The sequence below is a fragment of the Flavobacterium polysaccharolyticum genome (assembly GCF_038739875.1).
In the GTDB taxonomy this organism is placed as follows: domain Bacteria; phylum Bacteroidota; class Bacteroidia; order Flavobacteriales; family Flavobacteriaceae; genus Flavobacterium; species Flavobacterium polysaccharolyticum.
On sequence record NZ_JBCGDP010000001.1, the window covers coordinates 250,474 to 275,066 of the forward strand.

Here is a 24,593-nt window from a genome sequence, read left to right on the forward strand (position 1 = left end):
TATTGAGTGTATTTAAAAATTAAAATAATTATGATAAAAAACAGAGTAATTTCAGTTGTTGTAGTTTTGTTCATGTTTTCAATGAGTTCGAATGCTCAAAAAATCAATGACAAAATTATAGGTTCAGTAGGTAAAGTTGTTAAAGGATTTAGTTTTAGTAATGAAGAGGCGGTAGCTCTGGCTAAAGCTGCTGTTGATCAGATGGATAAGGAAAATCCAGTAGCGGATTCTAAAGATAAATATACCGTAAGATTAAAAAAAATATTTAGTAAGCATACAACTGAAAATGGGATTAAATTAAATTATAAAGTTTACAAGGTTAAAGAGGTTAATGCTTTTGCTTGTGCAGACGGTAGTGTTCGTGTTTATCAAGGATTGATGGATGTTATGGATGATAACGAGGTTTTGGCGGTTATTGGTCATGAAATTGGTCATGTTGTCAATAATGATTCTCAAGATGCTGTTAAGGCAGCCTATAAGAAAGAGGCACTTATTGATGCAGTATCTTCTCAGTCTGATAAAATTGCGGCATTAACGAGTAGTGACTTAGGTAAAATAGGTAATTTAATTATAGACAGTAAACATTCAAGAATGCAAGAATCTGAAGCAGATTTGTATTCCTATGATTTTATGAAGAGAAACGGATACAATGTAAATGCTGTTGAATCCGCTTTTACTATTTTGGCTAAATTGAGTGAAGGTGCTGATGCTTCTTTTTTAAGCAGAATCACCAGCTCACATCCAGACGCCAAAGAAAGAGCAGAGAATGCTAAAATGCGAGCAGAAAAAGACGGTTTGTATAAGCCTTATGTTAAGAAGTCTGAGGCATCAAAAACAAAGACAGTAGTAAAAAAGAAGAAAAAATAAGCAATTATTAGTTTTTTTGTAAAATTGAACTTGTAATAATTTAATATGACTATTTGTTAATCATAGTAGTAAAACGGTTAAAGTGTAATGAGCTTTTGCTTATTTTATGTTTCCAAAAAAAAACCTCATAATATTTATTTATTATGAGGTTTTTTGTAAGTAGCTAGTGTGCTTATTCTCCTAAAAATGGATATCTGTAATCTTCTGGCGTTACAAAAGTTTCTTTGATAGTTCTTGGAGAAACCCAACGCAATAAATTCAAGGTAGAACCTGCTTTGTCGTTGATGTACCAATTATCGACTTGACTTTTTTGTGCATCGAAGTAGCATGATTAGTTAAAGATGACACTCATCCACTTTTATTTTCCGTTCATGTATTTTTATTTGCTCAATCTGTATTAGAGGAATACCTTTACTACAGCACTAATAACTTTTGAATTGAAAATAATTACAAGAATATCGACGTATTGGAAAATTCAATTCATAGGATGGATTACCACTTCTTTGTATTGGGGATGTTCTGCTTTTTTTAGCGGTAATTTTATTTGGAAAATAGGCATGGCAGATTTAATACTAGATGTGTCGATTGGTATTACACTTACACATATTTACAGAAATTTTGCTTTAAAAAATGGGTGGAATAAATTAAATCTGAAAATGTTAGTTCAAAAAATTGTACTTAGTGTTTTAGTTCTTTCCTTATTGTATATGTTTTTTATTGTTGGTAAACTTTATCTGGTACGTTCGTTTATTTTAAGAAGCAACCCCGTTTCGTTTTTAGAGTTTTTTAAATCTACACACTTACAGGTTTTTATCACTGGTACAAGATTAATGTCAATTTGGGTATTGGCGTACCACCTTTATCATTATTCAAGACTTGAAATAGAAACTGTAAAGGAAAATGCTCGATTGTCGATTATAATAAAAGAGGCACAACTTAATAACCTGAGCGCACAGCTTAATCCGCATTTCTTTTTTAACTCGCTGAATAATATAAAATTTTTGGTATTAGAAAACCCGGATTCAGCTAGGAGAGCAATTGATTTATTGTCTGAGTTGCTAAGGAATTCCTTAAACAGTAATATTGGGAGATTAGTATCCTTAAATGACGAAATTAACCTTGTTAAAGATTATCTTGAGCTAGAAAAAATACGATTTGAGGATCGTTTACAAATAAAAATTGAAATAAATACCGACTTATCAAAACATTTAATTTTGCCTTTGAGCATTCAGTCGCTGGTTGAGAATGCAATAAAACACGGGATTGAAAAAAGAAAGAATGGCGGATTTATTAAGATAAAAGTTGAGATAGTAAGCCATTTTATAAAAATTAGTGTTCAAAATTCAGGTAAACTAAGTAGAGAGATTACAGATACAGGTATTGGGTTAACTAACCTAAGAGAAAGACTATCTCTACAATTCAATGGAAATGCTTCTCTTGAAATTACAGAGATGAAAGACGAAACTGTTATGACAACTATTTTACTTCCAGTCGAATGAGAAAAATAGAAGTAATAATTGTAGATGATGAACGTTCAGCAAGGGAAGAACTAAAAAGGGCTTTAAATATGTATAAAGACTTTGTTTTTATAGGTGAGGCCGAAAATGTAGATGATGCCAATAATTTGATTAAAACAAAAATCCCTGATTTAATTTTTTTGGATATTCAAATGCCCGAAAAATCCGGTTTTGATTTATTGGAGTCCTTAGATAATGTGCCAGCAGTAATATTTACAACTGCCTATAACCAATATGCCTTGCAGGCATTTGAAGTAAATGCTTTAGACTACCTGATGAAACCCATAAGAGAAGAACGATTTGCAAGAGCAATTGAAAAAATAAGAACTGCTATAAGTCTTAAGTCATATTTAAATGATTCTGAGGTAACTAGCCGAAAAATTTTCATTAAAGATGGGGAGAAACGATTTTTTATCCAATTGGATGAAATTTATTTAATTGAATCACTCGAAAACTACACTAGACTTTTTTTTCAAGATAAAAAAGCCTTGCAAAGGCGTTCTCTCCGTCAATGGGAGGAGATGCTCGATGAAAGTGTTTTTTTTAGAATAAACAGAACCGAAATTGTAAATATTAGATATATCCGAGAAGTAAATAAAACAATCGGAGGCAGATTGGAAGTGAAACTAAAAACTGGAGAGCTATTAGAAGTTTCAAATCGGCAATCAGTTAAATTCAAAAATCTCAATGGGATTAAATAAATGAATGAATGGTGAATTTTTTAATGTTTATACAGAAACGTAAAACTATATAATCTACACTGTTTTTAGACTTAGTGAAACTTGCCTTACTACAGGTGTTATAGATTCGAAAAAATAAACATTGTTTTCAAGCCATAAAAAGAATTAAATAAAACTACTTAAATAAACTATTCAATGAAACCGATTTTCAATTTTGTATTTCTTATTTTAATACTTACAAATACGTTCTCACAACAGACAAACACTTCCAAAATAGAAGATTTAAAAAGTACTTATAACATTCAGGATAGTGTAATGATTAAGACCCGAGACGGTGCATTTATATCGGCAATAGTAGTACGAAAAAAAGGAGTCACTTCTCCAAAGCCTGTCATTCTTCAATATACTATTTATGTTAGGGACAAAGGCAGAGATATTAAAACATTAAAAGAAGCAGCAGATAAGGATTATGTGGGAGTTATAGCCTATACAAGGGGTAAGAGATTTAGTTCAAGTGAAATATTTCCTTATGAAAATGAAGGGAATGATGCTTATGATGTCATAGACTGGATAAGTAAACAAGAATGGTGCAACGGAAGCATAGGCATGTTTGGTGGTAGCTATAACGGATTTACACAATGGGCGGCTTGCAAAAAAATGCATCCTGCACTTAAAACCATTGTGCCGTATGTCGCCAATAGACCTGGAATGGGACTGCCAATGGAAAATAACGTTTCTGTAAATCCCAATTACGAATGGTCATTTTATGTCGGAAACAACAAGTATTTAGACACCGTTGCAGGGAATGACAGGCAACGTTTTAGAAAAATGCAAAACAAATGGTGGGAAACAGGTGTAGCCTATAAAAAACTGGACAGCATAGACGGCAGTCCCAACAGACTCTTTCAGCGATGGATAAGTCATCCTTCATTTGACGAGTATTGGCAGAAAATGGCACCGTACAGAAAAGAATTTACACAAATAAAAATCCCTGTTTTATCCATTGACGGCTATTATAATGACTCCCAGAACTCAGGTTTATATTATGTTAGGGAGCATTATAAATATGTTCCTAAAGCGAATCATTATCTAATTATTGGTCCCTATGGTCATTTTGGTGCCCAAAGGGGAGGTGAAGCTGTATTGAACGACTATAAAGTGGATTCGAATGCATTGATTAACACCAATAAAATTACCTATCAATGGTTTGATTATATTTTAAAGAATGGAGCAAAACCGGAAATACTGAAAGACAAGATCAACTACCAGGTAATGGGGGTAAATGAGTGGCGAACGGCCTCATCTATTGATAAAATGGCCAACAGTTTCTTGAAGTTGTATTTGACCGATAGTAAATCAGGGGATTTTCACGCTCTAAATGCCATAAAGCCAGTTCAACAAAATTTTCTGTATCAGGAAGTTGATTTTGCAGATAGAGCAACGCAAAATAATGATTACTACCCTAATCCTATCATCAGAAAAGAAATCGATACAACTAATGGATTTTTTTTTATAAGTGAGCCCTTGAAAGAGCCGACGTTAGTTAATGGTTCATTTTTGGGAGAAATAAAAGTAAGTGTCAATAAAAAAGATATGGATATTGGTGTTACTTTATATGAAGTAATGCCAAATGGAGATTATTTTCATTTGTCTTATTTTATTGGTCGTGCCAGTTATGCCAAAGACATTACAAAAAGAAGTTTGTTGAAACCAAATGAAATAGAATCTATTCCTTTTTCGAATACACATTTGGTCAGTAAACAGTTGAGTAAAGGCAGTCGTTTGCTTGTAGCTATCAATGTCAATAAGAATCCGTTTTCTCAACTAAATTATGGAACAGGAAAAGAGGTAAGTGATGAAACTATTGAAGATGCCAAGGTGCCGTTAAAAGTAAAATGGTATAATGATAGTTATGTAAAGATTCCGATTTGGAAATAACAATTTAAAATTTATAAAAAACAAAAGCCACAAATTTCATTTGAAATTTGTGGCTTTTTATACAATCTAAAATTAGATTATTCTCCTAAAAATGGATATCTGTAATCTTCTGGCGTTACAAAAGTTTCTTTGATAGTTCTTGGAGAAACCCAACGCAATAAGTTCAAGGCAGAACCCGCTTTGTCGTTGGTTCCCGAAGCTCTTGCTCCACCAAACGGTTGCATACCTACTACAGCGCCTGTTGGTTTGTCATTGATGTAGAAATTACCGGCTGCATTTTGTAAAGCTACGGTTGCTTCTTCGATGGCGTAACGATCTTGGCTGAATATAGCTCCTGTTAAAGCGTACTCAGAAGTGGTGTCAACTAATTTTAAGGTTTCAGCCCAATTTGCATCTTCGTAAACATAGATTGTGATTACAGGACCGAATAATTCAGTTTCCATAGTGGTGTACTTTGGATTACTGGTTACGATAATGGTAGGTTCGATAAAATACCCGACTGATTTGTCATAATTTCCACCAACAATAATTTCAGCATCAGTATCTTTTTTAGCTTGATCAATATAGCTAGCTAATTTGTCAAATGATCCTTCGTGAATTACTGCAGTAATGAAGTTTCCGAAATCTTCTGGAGAACCCATTTTCATTGATTTGGTATCTGTAATCAATTGTTCTTTTAAAGCTGGCCACATACTTTGAGGCACATAGGCTCTTGAAGCAGCAGAACATTTTTGTCCTTGGAACTCGAAAGCGCCACGAACAATTCCTGTTGCTACTTGTTTTATATTAGCACTTGGATGAGCTACCACGAAATCTTTACCACCAGTTTCTCCTACAATTCTTGGGTAGGTTTTGTAATGGTGGATGTTGGTTCCAATTTTTGCCCAAATGTCTTTGAATACATGTGTTGAGCCTGTAAAGTGAACACCTGCGAAATCGCGACTTGCTAGAACAGTATCGGTAACCATTAATGCATCTCCAAAAACTACATTGATTACGCCATCAGGAACTCCTGCTTCTTTGAACACATCGATGATGATTTTTGCAGAGAATACTTGGCTATCACTTGGTTTCCAAATTACCACGTTACCCATCATAGCAGCACTTGCAGGAAGATTGGCAGCGATAGCAGTAAAGTTGAATGGGGTGATCGCGTATACAAATCCTTCTAACGGACGGTATTCTAATCGGTTCCACATATCAGAAGTCGATTTAGGTTGATCAGCATAGATTTGAGTCATGAACTCTACGTTGAAACGTAAAAAGTCGATTAGCTCGCAAGACGCATCAATTTCGGCTTGGTGAATATTTTTAGATTGCGCAATCATGGTTGCAGCATTGATTTTGGCTCTGTATGGTCCAGCAATCAATTCGGCAGCTTTCAAGAAAATAGCTGCACGTTGTTCCCATGCCATATTTGCCCATGCTGTTCTGGCTTCTAGAGCGCTAGCAATGGCTTTTTCAATATGCGATTTTTCGGCTAAATGATACGTCCCTACCACATGCTGGTGATCGTGTGGTGCGGTCATATTTCTAGTATTACCCGTTTTGATTTCTTCGCTACCAATGTATAAAGGAACGTCAATTTTTGAATTCCACATGGTTTTGTATGCTGCAAGAACTGCTGCTTTTTCTGGGGAGTTAGGGGCGTAACCTTTTACAGGCTCGTTAACCGCTTTGGGTACGTTAAAAAATCCTTTTAGCATATTTTTTATATTAAATAATTGAACAGAAAATAATGATGATTCGGCTATTGCCGATAATTTGATGCAAAAGTACAAAGTTAAAATGAAAATTTTTCTCTAAAACAAAGAATAAAAGTCAAATTAATTCAAAGCAAATGATGCGCATAATCTAAAATTAGGCACAAAAACTTTGAAATTTTTAGTGGTAGTAAAATTAATCATATTGAAATATCCTTTCATAGCACCATAAGGCGAGGATAATAAGCAACCAGAGCTATAGGTGTGTTGTTCTCCTGGTTTCAAAACGGGTTTTTTACCTATTACTCCTTCACCATCTACTACTTCATTGTAATTGAGGGAATCATAGATTTCCCAGTGGCGTGAGGTAAGTTGAACAGAATCTTTGCTGTGATTTTCAATTGTTATTTGGTAACTAAAGGCAAAATGTATTTTGTAGTTTTTGAAATAAGTCCCTTCAAAACTAGTCAAAACCGATATTTTTATGCCTCTTGTTATTTGTGAAACCATATTGTGAAAAGTAGGTGCTTAATAATGACAAAATTACAAAAAAATGTATTGAAAAATATTTTTTTATTTAGTTGGTAATACTAACCGAATTCAATGCTACAAAGCCAATTACGCGGTCATATCTTTGTGTGTTTTCTCTGTAATATACGATGACTTCATATTCATTTTCCGTTTGATAAAAATTACCATCTATACTGTTTTCAGGATCTAAATTCCCTTTAGCATCGGCAACAACATATTGATAATTTGCAAAACCTTGCTTGATGAGTATGGCTTTTTCGTAAAGATTTTTTTTCTCATTGTACTCCATTTTGTTTTCGGGAGTAAGCGCATAATTGTTAAACATTCCAGTGATGTAAATGTCTTTGTCTGTTCTAAAGCTTGGAGCAGATAAACTAAAATAAATCCACGCATAATCGGCTTCGATTTTTTGATTGGTGGCGTTCAAGTTTCGAACCACAAAATTTCCATTAGCATCTAGTGTAAAGCTATAAGGAAAGTTTGCTCTGGCTTCGTCTGTAAATAAATAACCGTTATAAATACCACCACTGGAACTAATTTTGGAGACATTATTGGCGGCATTTCTGATTTCTTTATTGTCAAAAAAACGAAATTCATTTCCTGCCCAAAACTGAGTTTCGGTATCGTATCTGTAAATTAATTCGTTACCAATGGTGTATTGCGGAGGAATGTTTTTGATACCCGTGTTAAATTGACGATTTTGTAGCAACAAAACTTTGACATTTTGCAGTGGATTTTGAAAAGTAAGGCTCTTAGACGTTATCGAGAAATCTAGGTTTTGTTTGCTTTCGATGGTGCTTAAATTTCTACCTCTTTTGATTTGTAATCGAACTGAGGCAAGGTCTTCGTAGATGATAAACTTTCTAGAAAAAGCAACGTCTCTGTCTTCATTCAATATTCTGATCATGTAGTTGCCACTCAAAGCCAGTTGTGTAAATTGATTCGGAATACTAAGTTGATAATGCGAATAAAGTTGAAGACAGTTGAAAGAATTCGAATAATCAATAATTCTTTGGTTATCAAGGCCTTTTAAGTATTCTTGTTTTGGAATATCCGAAGGTACCCAATTGTAGTCACAATGAATGATTTCGTAGTAATAATTGGCTTCATTCCCAAATAAATCATCAAAGTTAAGCTCAAAAGATTCCCCTAATTTAAAAACCGGAATTACATTTTGACCATTGTCCATAAAGGAAACTGTCTTAATGTTGTAAGGAGGTATTATTTCTTGAAGAGCTTGGGCGTCCGCCAACGAACAAAATAAAAAAAGTAGTATAACAGAAATTTTTTTCATTTCAATTTTATAAATGATTTTCTAGTAAAGATAAGTATTTATTGAAATGTTTTTTTAGGTTAAAATAAAATCTAAATTTTCTTCAAGTTCTGGGCTGATGTGCTGTTCATCAAGCAACGCATCCGAAAGTAGTTTTTTGTTTTCCTGCAAACGAATGATTTTTTCCTCCACTGTGTTTTTAGTAATGAATCGGACCACATTTACTTTGTTCAATTGTCCAATGCGATGGGCACGACCGATACCTTGCTTTTCGGCAAAGGGATTCCACCAAGGATCCAGAAACAAAACATAAGAAGCTTTGGTAATATTGAGTCCCACGCCACCCGCTTTTAAGGAAATGAAAAACAATTTTGAGCGCTCTTGTTCTTGGAATTTCTGAACTTGATAAGCCCGTTCTTTTTGTGGGGTAGCACCAGTGAGTTCGCAAAAATCAATTTTGTTCTCGAGGCTCCATTTTTTATAAAATTCCAAATTCGATACAAACGAACTGAAGACTATCGTTTTTTGATTGGACTGCACCAAGGTTTCTAAATATCGCGTCACTGCCATATATTTTCCAGAATCCATTTCAGAGGAGGCATCGACCATTTTTGGGTGATTGCTCAATTGTCTCAAACGCATCAAAGTATTGATAATATTGATTTTGTCAATGCCAGAACCATCGGTTTTTAAAAGTGCATTTCTCGCTTTCGACTTTTCTTCTTCGTATAATTTCTCTTGTTCGGGTTCCATCTCGCAATAGAAAACTTGCTCCGAGAGTTCTGGTAAGTCTTTTAAAACTTGCTCTTTGGTACGTCTTAAAATAAAGGGACTGACTAAGGTTTTGAGTTCTGCGAGACTGTTTTCGTCTTGTTTTTTCTCAATCGGGAATTTGTAATGCTCGGCAAAAAAAGCATAACTCCCCAAGATATTTGGATTGATAAATTGCATTTGCGACCACAAATCGTCTAAAGAATTTTCTATAGGCGTTCCGCTCAACGAGATTTTATGAGTGGTTTGCAGTTGATTAATCGCTTTGAAAATTTTCGAATTTTTGTTTTTGATGTATTGACTTTCGTCCAAAATCAAATAGCGAAATTGGTATTTTTCTAAAATTGAAAGATCTCTCGCCACTACGGCATAGCTGGTAAAGATCAAGTCGTATTTTTCTAATTTTTTAGACAGTAGTTTTCGGTCTTGTCCTACATACTGAATTCTTCGAAAATGCGGCGTAAATTTTCTAGCTTCGTTATACCAGTTGAACACCAAAGAGGAGGGAAGCACAATCAAAGCTTTTAAGTATTCTTTGGCTAGGGGGATTTCGTTGCCAAACAAATCGAGTTGTATGTTTTCGGCTTTTTCAACCTCTAGTTTTTCTTGAACTGAGACCAGTGTGGATAAGGTTTGCAATGTTTTTCCCAATCCCATATCATCGGCTAAGCAAGCGCCTAAGCCGTTGTTGTAATGTTCCAAAAGCCATTGTACGCCTTCTATTTGATACGGTCGCAACGTGGCTTTAACCAAAGGCGAAGGTTGGTATTGAATAGATTCCTTCACGTGCAAGGCTTGTTTCAATTGTGGGATGTCTTCAAAAACCGCAAAATTGCTTTTGAGCACCGCAAGATTTCCATTTTTGATTTTAGCCAATTTTGCCATCGCACTGTAGCGAGTCATCCATTCTGACGGAATCAAAAAGTAATTTCCGTTGGGCAAAGCAAACAGACGATTTTTGTTTTTGATATTCGGAATTAACTCGCTGAAATTAAATTCAAAATCATCACAAATCACAATCATTTTGATGTCAAACCAGTCGTTTTGAATGGTATTGGAGAATGCAATCGTTACGGCATTGCTATCGATTTTCTTTCCGTCTATTTTTAAATTTTCTAAAGAAAAACCTAAGGATGCTAGTTTCTCTTTATTTTCGATAGCCCACTGAATATTAGCATACGGATCTAGATTCGTTACATTTTGCTTAAGCTCAAATAAATTATTATCGTTTTTATTCAAACCTAAATCCAATAACGTTTCGGTATAAGCAATTTCAGCTTCCGTTCGTTTGTATTGTACCAATTGGATGTTGTTTAAATCCTTTAGATCAATTTCTGAGTGTGTGTTTTTGGGTTTAGTGCTGTCAAATATGTATCCATCATAATCAAATAAAAGCCCAATAAAATAGCAGTTTTTGAAAAAATCATGAACTAGCTGTAGTGTACAATTTTGTATGGTTTCGCGAGTAATGACTTCAAATCCAGTGGCAGTGATGTCTACTTTTTTAGCAATATCTTTGATGAACTTTTCAAAATAATCGGGCACTAATTTCGAGGGAATTTCCACCACTTTTTTGGTCAAAAAAGGAGTGACTTTTTTCGAATTGATCTCCTTTAGTTGATACAGTTTATGATGTGCAACAACCCAAGCGGGATCGTCTAATAAAAGTGTAATTTTAGTATTCGAGGGATAAAACCTAGTATCAGCATCTTGGAGCAGTAGGGTGTACGAAATCCCGTTGTCGTGTTTGTCAAAATGCAGTTTGGTTGTTAAGGATGGATTTTGAGTAGCGATACGGCTGATGCGAAAATCTTTATCTTTCCCCAAGTTCAGCGAAAACGGGAAATCGTTCTCTTTTACTAAAGTATAAAATTGAGCTAAGCTTGTTTTTATAAACTGTTCAATACCCCATTTTAGTTTTTCATCTTTCAGTAAATCTTCAATTTTTTTAGCCGATTTGCTTTTGGTTCGGTATTTATTGAAAATCGCTTCGGGCTGAAGCTGCTTGCAAATCGAAAGTAATTTTTGAGTATTTATATCTAAATTTTGAATTATTATTCCCATACTTTGGAGAACATCAGGACTTGCTTTTTTCTCTAAATACGTGATGGTATCCGTATGCCCAACCACATAGGCAGTAGGGATATAGTAATTGAGTTTAGCTTCAAAACTAAGATCAAAGCAAAACTGAAAATGATTTTCGGGTTCCAAAAGGTTACTAATGATTGATTGATGGTAAACTAACTCAAATTATACGAAAACAATTCGTGACATTTGTGCTGATTCGTCAAAGTTTATTTAAAACAAACTGGGATAATTTCGCCTTTGGCCAAACAGTATTTTTCTACCAGTTCAGGCGCAATTTTTCGGGTATAATCCTCTTCAATTACGGTAAAACCAATGCTTCTTAATTTGTCAAAATAATCACGGCCATAAATGCGCACGTGGTCGTATTGTCCAAATATTTTCGCTCGTTCTTTTTGGTCGGTAATCGAGTCATCCGCAAACGTCACTTCACGATTTAAGTCCTGTGGAATCTGTAAAATAGCCATTCCACCCGGTTTCAACACGCGGTACAATTCCTGCATCGCTTTGGTATCGTCTGGGATGTGCTCCAAAACGTGGTTGCACAAAATCACATCGTATTGATTGTCTTCAAAAGGGAGATTACAAATGTCTGCTTTTACATCTGCCAAAGGCGAAAACAAATCGGTAGTGGTGTAGTCCAAGTTTTTTTGTTTGCGAAACAATTTGTAAAAAGCTTGTTCAGGAGCAAAATGCAAGACCTTTTTGGGCGCTGTAAAAAAGTCCGTTTGTTCGTTGAGGTACAACCACAACAAGCGGTGTCTTTCTAGCGAAAGCGTGCTAGGCGAAAGCACGTTATTGCGCTGCGTTTCGTATCCGTAAGGCAACATCGATTTAAAGCTTTTGCCATCAATTGGGTCCGTAAATTTGTCACCTTTTAAGGTAAAAGCAATGATTGGTCGCGCCACATAACTCAAACGAATTAATAATGGACGAGGAATGGTATTGAGTACGGTTTTGAAAAGTCTTTTCATAGTTGTTACACGGAGATTCACAAAGAAACCGCAGAGATTCGCAAAGTTTTAAAAATCTCTAGCGGTATTTATGAATCGTTTTATATTATTTTTTAAAATCTTTGAATTATAATTGATTAGCAATCCCAGTGGATATTGTCCTAATTTTAAGTAGGTTAGAGTCTGAGCAAAATGAACTGATGTAAAACTTTCTACAGTTTTTAATTCCACGACTAATTTGTCTTCGATTAATAAATCAATTCTATATCCATGATCAATTTTTATTTCTTTATAGATAATTGGTAACATTACCTCTTTTTCAACTTTAAAACCTGCTTTTTTTATTTCATAAAATAAACATTGTTGGTAAGCAGACTCTAAAAGGCCGGGGCCTAATTGTCTATGAACTTCAATAGCAAGCCCTATTATTTTATAAGAAAGTGATTCTAAATCAGGTGAAATTTTAGATGGCTCTTCTTGCATTTTATTACCAGATTTGGATAGAAATTTTGTGTATCTCTGCGATTTCTTTGTGGATCTTCGTGAAATTTCTATCTATACCACCAAAGGCACCTTTCTAAATTCCTCTTCTTCGTCGCTTTGTATGCCTAATGCTTTGTAAATGTATTTGAAAGTCGATAAAATTTCAGGTTTTCCGTCAATGATGGCCACATCGTGTTCAAAGTGAGCACTTGGTTTTCCATCGGCAGTAGTGATTGTCCAGCCGTCTTTGTGTTGTTTGATGTTTTTGGTTCCCATATTGATCATCGGTTCGATAGCCACCACCATACCTTCTACAAAAAGTTTACCGCGACCTCTCTTGCCATAGTTAGGCATTTCGGGATCTTCGTGCATTTTCTGTCCTACACCGTGACCTACTAATTCACGAACCACACCATAACCGTGAGCTTCGGTATATTTCTGAATCGCATTTCCAACATCTTCCACGCGATTTCCTAATCGGAATTCACGAATTCCAACATACAACGATTCTTTGGTAACTTGTAACAGTTTTTTCGTTTCAGGTGCCACTTCGCCAATCTCAAACGAGTACGCATGATCCCCGTGAAATCCATTTTTGAAAGCCCCACAATCCACTGAAATCACATCTCCACTTTCTAGCGGTTTATTGTTCGGGATACCGTGTACGACCTGAGAGTTTGGGCTCATACACAACGAATTCGGGAAACCGTACAATCCCAAGAAACTGGGTACTGCACCGTGGTCGCGAATGAATGCTTCGGCCAATTTGTCTAAATATAAAGTAGTCACTCCTTCTTTAATCTCGGAGGCAATCATTCCTAACGTTTTGGAAACAATCAAGGCACTTTCGCGCATCAATTCAATTTCTTCTCTTGATTTTACAATAATCATAGCAGCTAAATTTTCAGTGGGCAAAAGTACGACTTTTAAAATAATTGTATCGCTTCTTTTTTACAGAAGCAAAACAAATTCCACCAAAAAAATTAGGAGCGAAACAATAGGCATTTTCAGGCAGCAAGGTTCCCGCTTTCCGCTACAATCTTTTTTTCTACCTAAAGAGCAGGTAGAAAAAAAGGATTTCCACTACAATCGGGGCTAAAGAGCCAACAATAGTGCTTTTTTAAGGTTAAGCGTTTAACGGTTTAATCGGTTAATTGTTTCGTCTTTGCGTTACTTTTTTTCAACCATATAAGGCATATAAGATCATTGAAGTTTTTCTTTGTGACTACTTTGCGGTTAAATTTAGCCACGGATTACACAGATTTAACGGATTTTTACTCAACCTTATATGTCCTTCAATTTCTTATATGGTTCAAAAAACACCCACAACTTTATCCCAAAACTTCTATGTCTTATATGTTTAAAAGTAAGTTGATTTAATCTTTGCGCTCCTTGCGTAAATCCTTGCGACCTTCGCGGTTAAATCACACGCATTTTTTGCTTTTAGGTTAACTCTTATATGCCCTTATATGCCTTATATGGTTCAAAAAGACACCCACAATTTTAGCTCAAAACTTCTATGACTTATATGTTTTTAAACCCTAAAAAAATCAATCAGGATTCGCCATAATCTTAAACAACTCCGAATTCGAAATCAAAAAACGATTCTCTAAAGCAATCGACGCCAGTTGAGCCGAAACCAAATTATTCTCACGAGTATTAATCAAGAACAACGAACTTTCTCCAAACGAGAACAATCGTTCTTCAGATTGCAGCATCGTTTCATTATTTTTAACCAAGCCCTCAATCAAATTGCGTTGTTTGGTAAGCGAAGTGATTTCTGTTTTTTGAGCCGTAATTTTGTTGGTCAATTGCACTCTTTCTAAACTCAAAGCATATTGCGTTTCTTGTACTTTAAATTGTGCCAATTTCAATCCTCCTCGTTCTTTTCTCAAAAACAAAGGAAAGGCAAAATTCACTCCAATTTTGTAATCATTAAATTGATAATTATCGATATAACTAGGTTCGGATAGATACGAATAACTCAAATCTATTTTGGGTAATAAGGCATTAGCTTTGAGTTTTCGGTCTACATTGAGCATATCTATTTTTCGTTCGAGCGCATTGATTTTTGGATGATTCGTTATCGAAAAATCTTGATTTTGTAAATCATTCGTGCGTAACGTTTCCTGAATCGTAGTGGCCAATTTATTTTCTGGAATCAACGCATCCGAGAGTTCCAGCGGAATACTGTTGTCCAACCACAAATAGTTGGAAAGCTCCAATTTGGCTTTAGCTAATTTCAATTCAGAATCCTCTAAACTCAGCGTTCGGTTTTTTACAATAATTCCAGCTTCTATACTGTCAATCGCGGGTTTGTCTCCTTGTTTAATTAAGGTTTCGATGCCTTTGAAACGAATGTCAGCATTTTTTTGATAGACTTTGTATAACTGAACTTCATCATAGTTTCTTTTCCAATTGAAATACGCGATCGAGGCGTCATACAAAACTGCAATGGCTTCAAGTTTTCTTTCGGCTTGGCTCAATTGTACTTGCATTTTGGCCTTGCGAACATCTGCCATTCGTTGGTTAATCAAAAGACCTTGGCCCAACGGAACACTAATCCCGAAAGAGGTTAACCCTTGATTCGGAACCGTGTTTTGAGGGTTCAAGTAAATCCCTTCGTTGTTATCAAAACCTGCTTTAACCTCAATACCGTACCAAGTCGGAATTTTAAAACTACTATTCAAAATAGAATAATACTCTTTGTCTTTGAACTGCTTTTTGTCAAAATCGACTTCAATTTTCGGGTCAAATCCACCTCTTGCCATCATCAAATTGGCTTGAGCACGGGTGATTTCTAAATCGGCATTTTTTACTAAGGGATGGTATTTTTTGACATATCCCAAAAACTCATTATAGCTGAATTCGTTATTTGGGTTAACAGCTGTAGTGTTTTGTGCTTGTAAAAAAGTACCGTATAGTAAGAAAACAAGTAGGAACTGCTTCATTATTTTTTCTCTTTGGATGATTTTTGTTTAGCGGTTGTTTTATAATAATCTGGTGGGAATCCGTTTAGGGTTCTCCAGATTTCAAACCATACCGGAACCGTGTTTAGCAAAGCTATAGTTTCTGCGCCAGAGCCTACTCTTAATTGACTAGGCCATTTGTCTTCTTTTGGGTCTGGAGCAATCAATACTCTGAATTTTCCGTTTTCGCTTATGAAATTTTCTATCGCTACAATTTGACCACCAAATGTTCCATAAGACATATCAGGCCATCCAGAGAATACAATAGTAGGCCATCCATCAAACCAAACCCTTATTTTTTCACCTTTTTTGATTAAAGGCAAGTCAACAGGATTCACAAAAGTTTCTACAGCAATGTCATATTTTGCAGGCATAATGGTAGCAATTGGAGTTCCTTCTTTGATGGTTTCACCAATTCCCGCTTGTATCGCACGGTTGATGTAACCACTTTGTACCGCTTTGATGTAATACATTCCATTTCGGATGCTGTAATTGGCATATTGGTTTTCTAATTTGTTTACTTGTGCCTCAGTATCAAACTGATTGCTCAATGCAGTAAATTGGTCGCTTTCTGCTTTCGAAACCTTCTCGCCATATTCTGCATTTATTCTACCTAATTCAACTTTCGCATTGATAAACTCATTTTTACTAGTCAAAAGTTTGTTTTCTTGGGTAATGATTTTAGCCTCAACTTCTTGTTGTTTTAGCCTTTTTTCCTCCACGTCAGTTAGGGGTTTTAAACCTTCTTTGTTTAATTGTAATGCACGATTAAATTGTGTGTTGGCGATTTTGAGTTGGGTTTTTACCGCTTCTAAATCTGTAGAGTCACTTTTTATTTTCAACAAACCTTGTTTGATTTTGTTTTGGGCTTGTTCTAATTTGAGTTTTCTTTCGTTTTCAATATTTTGTATTTGAGAAGAAAGCGTGGTTACTTTTGACCCATAGGATTGCAAAGCCTGTTTTTTGGCATTGACTTGATTTTTGGTATTGGCAACCAAATTCGGGTCCATATAATCTTCTTTAATCTCTGAAATGAACATAATAGTGTCGCCTTTCTCTACATAGTCCCCTTCTTGTACGTACCATTTCTCAATTCGTCCAGAAATCACACTCTGAATAGATTGTGGTCTTTGGTTGGGTTTTAATGTAGTTACGGCTCCAGAGCCCGAAATGTTTTGTGTCCAAGGTAAAAATAGTGCGATAACCGCCAAAATCGAAACTGTCCAGATGATTCTATTCAATATTTTATAATGCGGTCTATTACTTAAATCCTTAACGGTTTTATAGCGTTGTAATGATTCTAAGCTGGTTTTGTTGCCTTCTGAAATATTTAACATGATTTTATTTTTTTATATCCGAAATGATTTGTCCTTTTTCCATAGTGAGGAATCTGTTGCATTTTGTCTTCCAATATGGATTTTTAGACGAAACTATTATCGTCCATTTATTTATATCTGATGTAATGAAATCAATGATTTCATTGGCTACTTTTTCGTCCATGGCATCCGTTGGGTCTTCATAAAACAATACTTTTGGTTTGTTGATGATACTTCTTGCCAACAGAATTTTTTGTGCATTCGATGATGATAATTGTTGTCCCTCAGGGAAAATTTGGGTATCGAGCCCTTTTGGCAATGACTTGATGTAAGGGGTAAGTTGTACCCCATCCAAAGCCCACTTCAAATCTTCATCGGAACAATCTGGGTTGTTGAAGTTAATGTTGTCCAAGATAGTACCTTCAAAAGGGGTTTCACCATGAATAATGTTGCCTATTTGAGAGCGGTATTGCTTAAGATTAATTTTTTTGAACGTATCATCATTAATATACAAAGCACCCTCTGAAGATTGTAGTAAACCTGACAAAATACGAATCAGCGTTGTTTTTCCAGAGCCATTTTTTCCTTCGATAAATACACGTTCTCCTTGGTCTATTTTCAAATTAATATCGTCTAAAATTTTCTTTGCCGATCCAGGAAATTGAATGCTTAAACCTTCTGTTGTAAGCGTAATGGCATGAAAACATTTGTTAGCTTCATAGTTGGTGTCTTCCTCCATTGTCAAGTCTGTTACGAGTCCTATTTTTTCTACTGCAGTCAATACATCATACAGAGTTTCTAGTCCTAAAATGATTTTTTCTACAGAGTTGATTACTAATAAAATAATGATTTCTGCAGCGACAAACTGACCAATGTTCATTTCTTGAGAAATTACCAAATAACCACCAATTGAAAGTAAACTAGCGGTAATAATTATTTTAAAAATAATCAAATGACTGAATTGCCTTTTTAAAACATTAAAAAGGGACTCTCTGTAGTGCAGGTATTCACTGGCAAATTTGTCATTTTTTTGCAAGGCAAAATCATAGTTGCGTTCTTTTCTAAAACTATAATTGTTACGGGCCATTTCTTGAAGCCAGCCAGCCACTTTATATTTGTACTTTGAAACTTTTAAATTATTTTCTAGCCCAATAAAGTAGGAATATTTAAAGATGAGATATAATAGTATCAACAACAGAAATCCTAGCATGATAAAATATGAATGGTAGAACGAAAGCAAGATGATACCAAACAAAATTTGTAGCAAAGCCGCCGAAAAATCGATCAATAATTTTGAAGTCCCTTTTTGAATGGTCATGGTGTCAAAGAAACGATTGGCTAATTCAGGAGGATAAGAATCATATAATTCTTCAAATTTGATTCTAGGTAAACGTGCAGCAAATTCAAATGAAGAGCGGACAAAGATTTTTTGCTGTAAATTTTCGGTGATTCGAAGTTGCATTAGCGATAAAATGCCTACTAAGGCTACTCCGATTACAACAAATATCACCAAAACAACCCAAGAAACCGTAACTCGCCCAGATTGTATAAAATTAATAATGGCCTGAATACCCAATGGGAGTGATAAGCTCACTAAACCAGCAAAAATGGCGTAAAATATAATTTGGTAGACATCTTTTTTGTCTAGTAACAATAATTTGTAATAGCGTTGTAATGGTGTCATTATTTTTGTTTTAAAAGAGTCGTTATTAAATGCGTATAAAAATCAGATGGACTTACCTCAGCGTTACAATTGGTGATGGTTTTTAAGTGATTCATTAAAAAATGTTGATGCGTAGCTCCTTCCATAATCGATGATACTAAACTTTTAGCAAAAGGATACTCAGGATTGACTTCGTGAACCATTTGTACAATTCTATTAATCACTCGCTTGTAAATAAAAAAGAAACCCTCTCGGTTTTCTTCGTCAACATCTTTGGTGTGCAAGGTTTTGGTAAACTCTTGAATGATGATTTTGTTTAATATACTTTCGTCAATATGAGTAGTAGTTATGTCGTCTTCTATTTTCTCGGTAACTATTTGTATAGCTATGATGAGTTTTTCAAGTGGATTAGTAATATTGTTGGTCGAAAAGACCAAACGATACTCCATCCAACTCCAGTACCATGAAGACAGATATACCAATAATTTGTGTTTGTTCTCGAAATAGCGGTATATAGAACTTTCATTAGATCCTATTCGTTCTCCCAGCTTTTTGAATGTAAAATTTTCAAAACCTATTTCATCAATTAGTAAAATACTGTTCTCTATAATTTTCTTACCAAGGGTGGAGGTTTCCGGGTTTTTTACAAACAATTTTTCGTTGATTGCAATACTAATATTTGATAAAATAGCGTCCATAATGGGGGTTTAGTTTCAATTTAAGATGTTTTTAAAAGTTAACTTTTATACCAAAATTCAAATTTTTCATATCTTGTAAATCAGTTTTTATTTTGTTGTCCTTTAAGTCTAAATATTTAAGATGATCTAGTTTTTTTAAGACTGGAACTTTCTCAATTTGATTGTTTCCTAAAAATAAATTTTCTAGACTTTTCATTTTTAAAACCTCACTTGGAATGGTTTTGAGCTGATCGTTTTCTAAATATAAAGATTTTAACATAGGCAATTTAGCCAGAACATCAAGTGTTTTAGGAAAATTCATCTTTGTTTCATCATTTAGTTTTATTTCTTCAAGGAATTCTAAATTAGCAAAATCACTTGGGAGAACATCAAAGTCGTTACCGCTTAAATCAATGGATTTTAAAGTTTTTATTTTTGTAATACCGCTAGGAATTTCTTTCAAATGGTCGTTTTTTAAACTTAAATATTCAAGATTAACAAATTTAGACCAGTCTACACCATCAAGTTTAAGGTTTTGATTACTCAAATTCAATCGGTAGATTAGTTCTGGTGTTTTTAAAGCGTCATTAAGATCATTGAACTCTCTATTTTTGTCATACTTAATTTGACTCCACAGACTAGTTGTGAACAAAAGAACAAGGGCATAACGAAAGTATGTTTTCATGATTTTGATTTTAATTAAACAAAAGTATATTATAATTAATAGTAATACTATCGTTTTTGGTTATTTAACTTTAATTTAAGATACAAGTACTATTTTTTACTGAATGTTTTGATCACAAAAAAAGCATACCGTTACGTATGCTTTTCTGTTTAAATAGTGAAATGGTAAGGTGCAGAATCATAATAAAATGATGTGTAGACTATTTGCTTACATTTTTTTATGTCTTTAAAATAATAAGTTATAGTAAATACAGTCCTCTGTAATTTATTTTTTTGATGTTAAATCAAAACCTATTATAGTGTTTACTATAAATCCATTATTGTTTTGGAATACATTCCGTTGTTCAATTTCCCTACCTAGTTGCAGGGTTTGATTGATATACCCACCCTCAATTCTAAAATTAGCATTATGTCTATATCCTAATAATATTCCTATTCTATTTTGATCAAAAATATTTTCATTCACATTTTTTCCAAAACCAATTAAAATTTCATTGTATACAGCAACATAAGGTGTTTTGTCTTTTATTTCGGAACCTATTATTGGCATTTGAGCCCTTACCATATAGCGGAATCTGTTCAAGAATAAATAATCATCCTCTACGCTAAGTGCTGGGTTTGTATACCTGCCTACAAATCGTTGCTCTAGCATAAACCGATGCGAGAATTCAAATTTTGATATTTTATCAGTAAGCGTTGCCATTTGGTACGTTCTATGCTCTGTGAAATCTTTGCCTTGAGCATTAATAGCATAATCGCCGTAAGGATAAGTCTCAATCCAAGCATATCCAAGTCTTAACTGAAGTTTGGGATTAGCTTGATAATTAAGACCTACTCGTAGTAGTCCTTGTTGTTTATCAGTGATGTAATTGTCTCTTCGCCATTGATATTCCGAGTGAATGCTGAATTGATTTGCAATCTTAAAGGTTCCAAAATAGCCAAGCCATCCAATCTGGTTGTTGTCTTGAAGCCTTGTGTTTTGAGCAAATACACTGCTGCACAGGAGTAACAGCAGTGTAGATAAAACAATTTTTTTCATTTAGATTATTTTTTTAACTGAGGCAAGTTATGCAAAGTTTCTGGTAAAAACTCTACTTTTCCGGTATGTATATCATAAACAGCTCCTACAATTAATATTTCTCCTTTTAGATATTTTTTATGTAATATTGGGTCGAGATCTCGCAAGTTGTTTACTTGATCAATAACATTTTGACGGACTGCATTATTGATAGGGTTTCCTGGTAAATGAGCACATTTAGCTACTGCTGGTTTGATTTCATTAATCAAGGTTACAATATGCCCAGGTACATCTTCGGGACGCTCCACTGCTGCTGCAACTGCACCACATTCTGTGTGCCCAAGTACTACAATAAGTTTTGTTTTTAATTTTAAAGTTGCAAATTCCATACTGCCGTAAGATGCCGCTGCTGATACTTGACCAGCCGTACGAATGATGAATAAATCACCTAGACCTTGGTCAAAAATCATTTCGTTTGGAACCCTAGAATCAGAACATCCTACAATTGTTGCAAAAGGTTCTTGACCGTTTTCAAGGCTTTTTATCATGTTCATGTCTTGCCTTGGTTTTATTGTTTTTCCTTCAATAAAACGTTTGTTTCCACCCATTAGTTTTTTTAATCCTATCCTTGGATCAGCATACGCAGAATCTCTATTTACTACATAATGCTCTTTCTTCCATTTTAAGGAATCAATTTCTACTTTTTTTACAGCACCTTTTTTATTCTTTTTTTCTTGTGCATAAGATGCAGTAGTGAGTGCTAAACACATTAAAAATAACATTACTTTTTTCATGGTAATAAAATATTAGTTATACATTCATAATTTGATACAAATCTAATTATAATTGATAGTTTTACTATTAATTATGGATATTTAACTTTTATTTATGTGTTTATCTATTTTAATTTTGAGAGTATCATTTGTAAAATAAGGGCTGGAGTAGTTTCTACCCGTTCGCATGTGCAATACATCATCACCGAAAACGGAATTGCAGATTTGTATGGCAAAACACTTAAAAATAGAGCGATGGAAATGATAAAAATCGCGCATCCCGATCATCAGGAATGGATTGATAAAGCCTATTTTGATTTGCTAAATACAGGAAGACGATTGTAGTAGTTGCATAACATGAATAGCAATTAAGTTGTATTACAGTGATAGGCGTTTGGTTAATTGTCAGAATGCCTCTTTTTTATGAAATATTTAAAAAGCAACTGTATTAAAATTAATATATTTGTCGCAACAAAAAAATCAACCTTATGTTTGGAATAGGAGGAGGAGAATTAATTTTTATTATGTTCATCGTTTTGATGTTGTTCGGTTCTGATAAAGTGCCAGAAATTGCTCGTACTATGGGGAAAGCTATGGCGCAGCTAAAACATGCTACAAACGACATTAAAAATGAAATTCAAAAAGGAGCTGAGGCTAACGGATTGGACCAAAAAACATTAACCGATTTAACCGGAGGAATTAATTCAGAAATAGATAAAGCCAAACAAAATCTATTAGGTGATTCCGCCAATTCGATTACTGGTTTTGCAACTAATTTTACTTCCGAAATTACCAATGCATCAAACGCAGTTGAAGGAAAACCTTCTGTAACTGCTGTCTCTACTGAGGATATCAACGAAATCGAAGGACCAATAAAAAGACAAATGTAATGTTAGACAAGCTAGAAGCATTAGACATTCAGTTGTTTGTTTTTTTAAATGGTTTAGGTTCTGAGACCTTCGATGGTTTGTGGTTATTCATTACCAAACAAGTCAATTGGACTCCCTTATTTTTGTTGCTTTTATACATCATTTACAAAAAAGTAGGAGCCAAGCAAACACTCTTTTTATTACTCTTTGTTGCGGTTTTAATCGCTTTTACAGACCAGACAACCAATTTGGTCAAGAATACCGTGCAGCGTTTGCGTCCTTGCAATAATACCGACATCAATAGCCTGATTCGCGTCGTACAATCCAGAAATTCCTTTAGTTTTTTCTCTGGTCACGCGGCCAATTCTATGGCGGTGGCGACCTTCTTGTTTTTGGTGTTGCGAAAAAAGTTTCCGTATTTCGGGCTACTCTTTTTATGGCCTTTGATTTTTGCCTATAGCCGAATTTATCTAGGTTTACACTATCCAATAGACATTCTTACAGGATATTTTTGCGGCTTTACCTTTGGTTTTTTAACCTATAAAGGGTATCAAATTCTTCAAAAAAAGTACTTTCCAATTACTAATTAGGAGCATTATCCAGCTGTACATTACAATCTTTTGGTTTGAAACTGTTTTTTTCTAAGACCAAAAAAGAGCTTCTTCCAGTCGCTTTTTTTAGTCAAGAAAAAATACCGTTCAACTCAAAAGGATTTTCATTCCCATCTGGGCTAGGAACCGTATTTTGATAAGACGTGTAGGGATTTAAAGCACTCTGCTCACCGTCAATCCATCTCGAATCGGAAGCAAAACGGTTTCAACTCTTGGGTCATTGGCTAATAAAGTATTGTATTCCAATAAAACTTTAGTGCTCAAATCATTTTTTTGCAAAGGCTCTACAACTTTACCGCTCCACAAAACATTGTCTGATAAAATGATACCACCTTTATTCATTTTTGGAACAATAAGTTCAAAATAGTTCAAGTAGTTTTCCTTATCGGCATCAATAAAAACCAAGTCAAATGTCAAATCAATGGTAGGAATAATATCGGTTCCTTCTCCTAAATGCTGAACAATTTGATTTCCCCAAGCCGATTTGTCAAAATGTTTTCGCTGAAAATCAACCAATTCTTCTTTGATGTCTATGGTGTGTAGTTGTCCGTTTTCTTGCATTCCTTCGCACAAACACAAAGCCGAGTAACCTGTGTAAGTCCCTATTTCAAGAATGTTTTTTGGGCGAATCAGTTTAGAAAGCATACTCAAAACTCTTCCCTGAAAATGACCACTTAGCATTCTGGGCAATAAAATTTTTTGGTAGGTTTCTTTGTTCAAGGCCGCTAAATGAGCGGGTTCTTTTTCTGAATGTTGCTCAATGTAATCCTCTAAATCTTGAGATAAAAAATGCATTCGAAGGCGTTTTGGTTTTAGTTGCAAAGGTATTAATTCACTAGCTAATTTGATTCGTTATTTAAAAAACAAATCAAAATTCACCTCTGTCTCGTCTTTTACTTTTATTATTCCTCCCATTTTACTGGTGAACTAAGGTCCTAGTTCAGAGAAAGTAAGTTTGGGTGTTCCACTGGCTTGTTGTGTCTATTTATTGTACACCAACGTGAAGTCTTGTAAGTAAGGGTTTTGTTAGTTATAGTAAAACTAAGGGGCATTCGTAATTGCTCTTATTAGAGTATTTTAGATTGCTAATGGTTATGTAGTTATTCTGTAAAGTTTTGACTTTTACAGAGCACTGTAAATCTTTGGTTATTATCCTATGCCCGCAATGTATGCTTCATAGGTATTTGGATTTTTTAGCTTACTAAAGGTTTT

Annotated in this window: 21 protein-coding genes and 1 pseudogene; 7 read left to right on the plus strand and 15 right to left on the minus strand. The window is 34.6% G+C overall.

Translation table 11 applies throughout. The annotated features are described in order from the left end of the window. Positions 1–33 precede the first annotated feature (33 nt). The 4 genes from WFZ86_RS01125 to WFZ86_RS01140 all read left to right on the plus strand — a co-directional run bounded on the left by WFZ86_RS01125 (position 34) and on the right by WFZ86_RS01140 (position 5,002). Positions 34–867, plus strand: a complete 834-nt coding sequence (locus tag WFZ86_RS01125; protein WP_425402848.1) for a M48 family metalloprotease — start codon at positions 34–36, stop codon at positions 865–867. Between the two features lie 437 nt (positions 868–1,304). After that, positions 1,305–2,366 carry a sensor histidine kinase gene (locus tag WFZ86_RS01130; RefSeq protein ID WP_342690232.1) on the plus strand — a complete coding sequence of 354 codons (1,062 nt, stop codon included), beginning with the start codon at positions 1,305–1,307 and terminating at the stop codon, positions 2,364–2,366. Further along, positions 2,363–3,085 (plus strand): LytR/AlgR family response regulator transcription factor, encoded by a 723-nt coding sequence (locus tag WFZ86_RS01135; protein WP_342690233.1) that lies wholly within the window; start codon positions 2,363–2,365, stop codon positions 3,083–3,085. The genes WFZ86_RS01130 and WFZ86_RS01135 overlap by 4 nt, the downstream gene beginning before the upstream one ends. A 174-nt stretch (positions 3,086–3,259) precedes the next feature. Beyond that, entirely contained in the window at positions 3,260–5,002 is a 1,743-nt protein-coding gene (locus WFZ86_RS01140) for a CocE/NonD family hydrolase (RefSeq protein ID WP_342690234.1), read from the plus strand. Between the two features lie 77 nt (positions 5,003–5,079). Here WFZ86_RS01140 and pruA read toward each other — a convergent pair whose 3' ends face one another. From pruA to WFZ86_RS01210, 14 genes are all read right to left on the minus strand, one after another. After that, positions 5,080–6,708 carry an L-glutamate gamma-semialdehyde dehydrogenase gene (pruA, locus tag WFZ86_RS01145; RefSeq protein WP_342690235.1) on the minus strand — a complete coding sequence of 543 codons (1,629 nt, stop codon included), beginning with the start codon at positions 6,706–6,708 and terminating at the stop codon, positions 5,080–5,082. 120 nt (positions 6,709–6,828) lie between these two features. Then, the gene (gene apaG, locus WFZ86_RS01150; RefSeq protein ID WP_159690530.1) at positions 6,829–7,215 is read right to left on the minus strand and encodes a Co2+/Mg2+ efflux protein ApaG; all 387 of its coding nucleotides are present in this window, start codon (positions 7,213–7,215) and stop codon (positions 6,829–6,831) included. Positions 7,216–7,282: 67 nt separating this feature from the next. Continuing rightward, positions 7,283–8,530, minus strand: coding sequence for a type IX secretion system plug protein (locus WFZ86_RS01155; RefSeq protein ID WP_342690236.1), 1,248 nt, complete (start codon positions 8,528–8,530; stop codon positions 7,283–7,285). Positions 8,531–8,584: 54 nt separating this feature from the next. Next, complete coding sequence (locus tag WFZ86_RS01160; RefSeq protein ID WP_342690237.1) at positions 8,585–11,491, minus strand: DEAD/DEAH box helicase; 2,907 nt, start codon at positions 11,489–11,491, stop codon at positions 8,585–8,587. Positions 11,492–11,574: 83 nt separating this feature from the next. Beyond that, positions 11,575–12,339 carry a class I SAM-dependent methyltransferase gene (locus WFZ86_RS01165; RefSeq protein WP_298298504.1) on the minus strand — a complete coding sequence of 255 codons (765 nt, stop codon included), beginning with the start codon at positions 12,337–12,339 and terminating at the stop codon, positions 11,575–11,577. A gap of 48 nt (positions 12,340–12,387) precedes the next feature. Further along, entirely contained in the window at positions 12,388–12,801 is a 414-nt protein-coding gene (locus WFZ86_RS01170; RefSeq protein WP_342690238.1) for a GxxExxY protein, read from the minus strand. A 72-nt stretch (positions 12,802–12,873) separates the two neighbouring features. Further along, positions 12,874–13,692 carry a type I methionyl aminopeptidase gene (gene map / locus WFZ86_RS01175; protein WP_342690345.1) on the minus strand — a complete coding sequence of 273 codons (819 nt, stop codon included), beginning with the start codon at positions 13,690–13,692 and terminating at the stop codon, positions 12,874–12,876. 659 nt (positions 13,693–14,351) lie between these two features. Continuing rightward, positions 14,352–15,752, minus strand: a complete 1,401-nt coding sequence (locus WFZ86_RS01180) for a TolC family protein (protein WP_342690239.1) — start codon at positions 15,750–15,752, stop codon at positions 14,352–14,354. Further along, a complete protein-coding gene (locus WFZ86_RS01185) occupies positions 15,752–17,107 on the minus strand; it encodes an HlyD family secretion protein (RefSeq protein ID WP_342690240.1) in 1,356 nt (451 codons plus the stop codon). The genes WFZ86_RS01180 and WFZ86_RS01185 overlap by 1 nt, the downstream gene beginning before the upstream one ends. A 4-nt stretch (positions 17,108–17,111) precedes the next feature. Beyond that, positions 17,112–18,770: a peptidase domain-containing ABC transporter gene (locus tag WFZ86_RS01190; RefSeq protein ID WP_342690241.1), complete on the minus strand. Its 1,659-nt coding sequence runs from the start codon at positions 18,768–18,770 to the stop codon at positions 17,112–17,114. Beyond that, positions 18,770–19,447, minus strand: a complete 678-nt coding sequence (locus WFZ86_RS01195; protein WP_342690242.1) for a TetR/AcrR family transcriptional regulator — start codon at positions 19,445–19,447, stop codon at positions 18,770–18,772. Before WFZ86_RS01195 ends, WFZ86_RS01190 begins: the two co-directional genes overlap by 1 nt. Before the next feature lie 31 nt (positions 19,448–19,478). Next, positions 19,479–20,111, minus strand: coding sequence for a leucine-rich repeat domain-containing protein (locus WFZ86_RS01200; protein WP_342690243.1), 633 nt, complete (start codon positions 20,109–20,111; stop codon positions 19,479–19,481). Positions 20,112–20,375: 264 nt separating this feature from the next. Next, a complete protein-coding gene (locus WFZ86_RS01205; protein ID WP_342690244.1) occupies positions 20,376–21,149 on the minus strand; it encodes a DUF2490 domain-containing protein in 774 nt (257 codons plus the stop codon). 5 nt (positions 21,150–21,154) lie between these two features. Next, complete coding sequence (locus tag WFZ86_RS01210; RefSeq protein ID WP_342690245.1) at positions 21,155–21,922, minus strand: carbonic anhydrase; 768 nt, start codon at positions 21,920–21,922, stop codon at positions 21,155–21,157. A 132-nt stretch (positions 21,923–22,054) separates the two neighbouring features. Here WFZ86_RS01210 and WFZ86_RS01215 point away from each other — a divergent pair. The 3 genes and pseudogenes from WFZ86_RS01215 to WFZ86_RS01225 form a co-directional block, all read left to right on the plus strand. Next, positions 22,055–22,246, plus strand: a pseudogene (locus WFZ86_RS01215) (acetyl-CoA hydrolase/transferase C-terminal domain-containing protein); the annotation flags it as partial. 143 nt (positions 22,247–22,389) lie between these two features. Further along, entirely contained in the window at positions 22,390–22,791 is a 402-nt protein-coding gene (locus tag WFZ86_RS01220) for a Sec-independent protein translocase subunit TatA/TatB (protein WP_342690246.1), read from the plus strand. Beyond that, entirely contained in the window at positions 22,791–23,360 is a 570-nt protein-coding gene (locus WFZ86_RS01225; protein ID WP_342690247.1) for a phosphatase PAP2 family protein, read from the plus strand. Before WFZ86_RS01220 ends, WFZ86_RS01225 begins: the two co-directional genes overlap by 1 nt. A gap of 174 nt (positions 23,361–23,534) precedes the next feature. Here WFZ86_RS01225 and WFZ86_RS01230 read toward each other — a convergent pair whose 3' ends face one another. Beyond that, positions 23,535–24,176, minus strand: coding sequence for an O-methyltransferase (locus WFZ86_RS01230; RefSeq protein ID WP_342690248.1), 642 nt, complete (start codon positions 24,174–24,176; stop codon positions 23,535–23,537). Positions 24,177–24,593 lie beyond the last annotated feature (417 nt).

Bases quoted from the DNA above. Each gene is read 5' to 3' on its own strand.
- pruA (WP_342690235.1), bottom strand. From the start codon at position 6,708: ATGCTAAAAGGATTTTTTAACGTACCCAAAGCGGTTAACGAGCCTGTA.
- WFZ86_RS01165 (WP_298298504.1), bottom strand. From the start codon at position 12,339: ATGAAAAGACTTTTCAAAACCGTACTCAATACCATTCCTCGTCCATTA.
- WFZ86_RS01185 (WP_342690240.1), bottom strand. From the start codon at position 17,107: ATGTTAAATATTTCAGAAGGCAACAAAACCAGCTTAGAATCATTACAA.
- WFZ86_RS01205 (WP_342690244.1), bottom strand. From the start codon at position 21,149: ATGAAAAAAATTGTTTTATCTACACTGCTGTTACTCCTGTGCAGCAGT.
- map (WP_342690345.1), bottom strand. From the start codon at position 13,692: ATGATTATTGTAAAATCAAGAGAAGAAATTGAATTGATGCGCGAAAGT.
- WFZ86_RS01200 (WP_342690243.1), bottom strand. From the start codon at position 20,111: ATGAAAACATACTTTCGTTATGCCCTTGTTCTTTTGTTCACAACTAGT.
- WFZ86_RS01140 (WP_342690234.1), top strand. From the start codon at position 3,260: ATGAAACCGATTTTCAATTTTGTATTTCTTATTTTAATACTTACAAAT.
- WFZ86_RS01230 (WP_342690248.1), bottom strand. From the start codon at position 24,176: ATGCATTTTTTATCTCAAGATTTAGAGGATTACATTGAGCAACATTCA.
- WFZ86_RS01170 (WP_342690238.1), bottom strand. From the start codon at position 12,801: ATGCAAGAAGAGCCATCTAAAATTTCACCTGATTTAGAATCACTTTCT.
- WFZ86_RS01180 (WP_342690239.1), bottom strand. From the start codon at position 15,752: ATGAAGCAGTTCCTACTTGTTTTCTTACTATACGGTACTTTTTTACAA.
- WFZ86_RS01135 (WP_342690233.1), top strand. From the start codon at position 2,363: ATGAGAAAAATAGAAGTAATAATTGTAGATGATGAACGTTCAGCAAGG.
- WFZ86_RS01190 (WP_342690241.1), bottom strand. From the start codon at position 18,770: ATGACACCATTACAACGCTATTACAAATTATTGTTACTAGACAAAAAA.
- WFZ86_RS01210 (WP_342690245.1), bottom strand. From the start codon at position 21,922: ATGAAAAAAGTAATGTTATTTTTAATGTGTTTAGCACTCACTACTGCA.
- WFZ86_RS01220 (WP_342690246.1), top strand. From the start codon at position 22,390: ATGTTTGGAATAGGAGGAGGAGAATTAATTTTTATTATGTTCATCGTT.
- WFZ86_RS01195 (WP_342690242.1), bottom strand. From the start codon at position 19,447: ATGGACGCTATTTTATCAAATATTAGTATTGCAATCAACGAAAAATTG.
- apaG (WP_159690530.1), bottom strand. From the start codon at position 7,215: ATGGTTTCACAAATAACAAGAGGCATAAAAATATCGGTTTTGACTAGT.
- WFZ86_RS01225 (WP_342690247.1), top strand. From the start codon at position 22,791: ATGTTAGACAAGCTAGAAGCATTAGACATTCAGTTGTTTGTTTTTTTA.
- WFZ86_RS01155 (WP_342690236.1), bottom strand. From the start codon at position 8,530: ATGAAAAAAATTTCTGTTATACTACTTTTTTTATTTTGTTCGTTGGCG.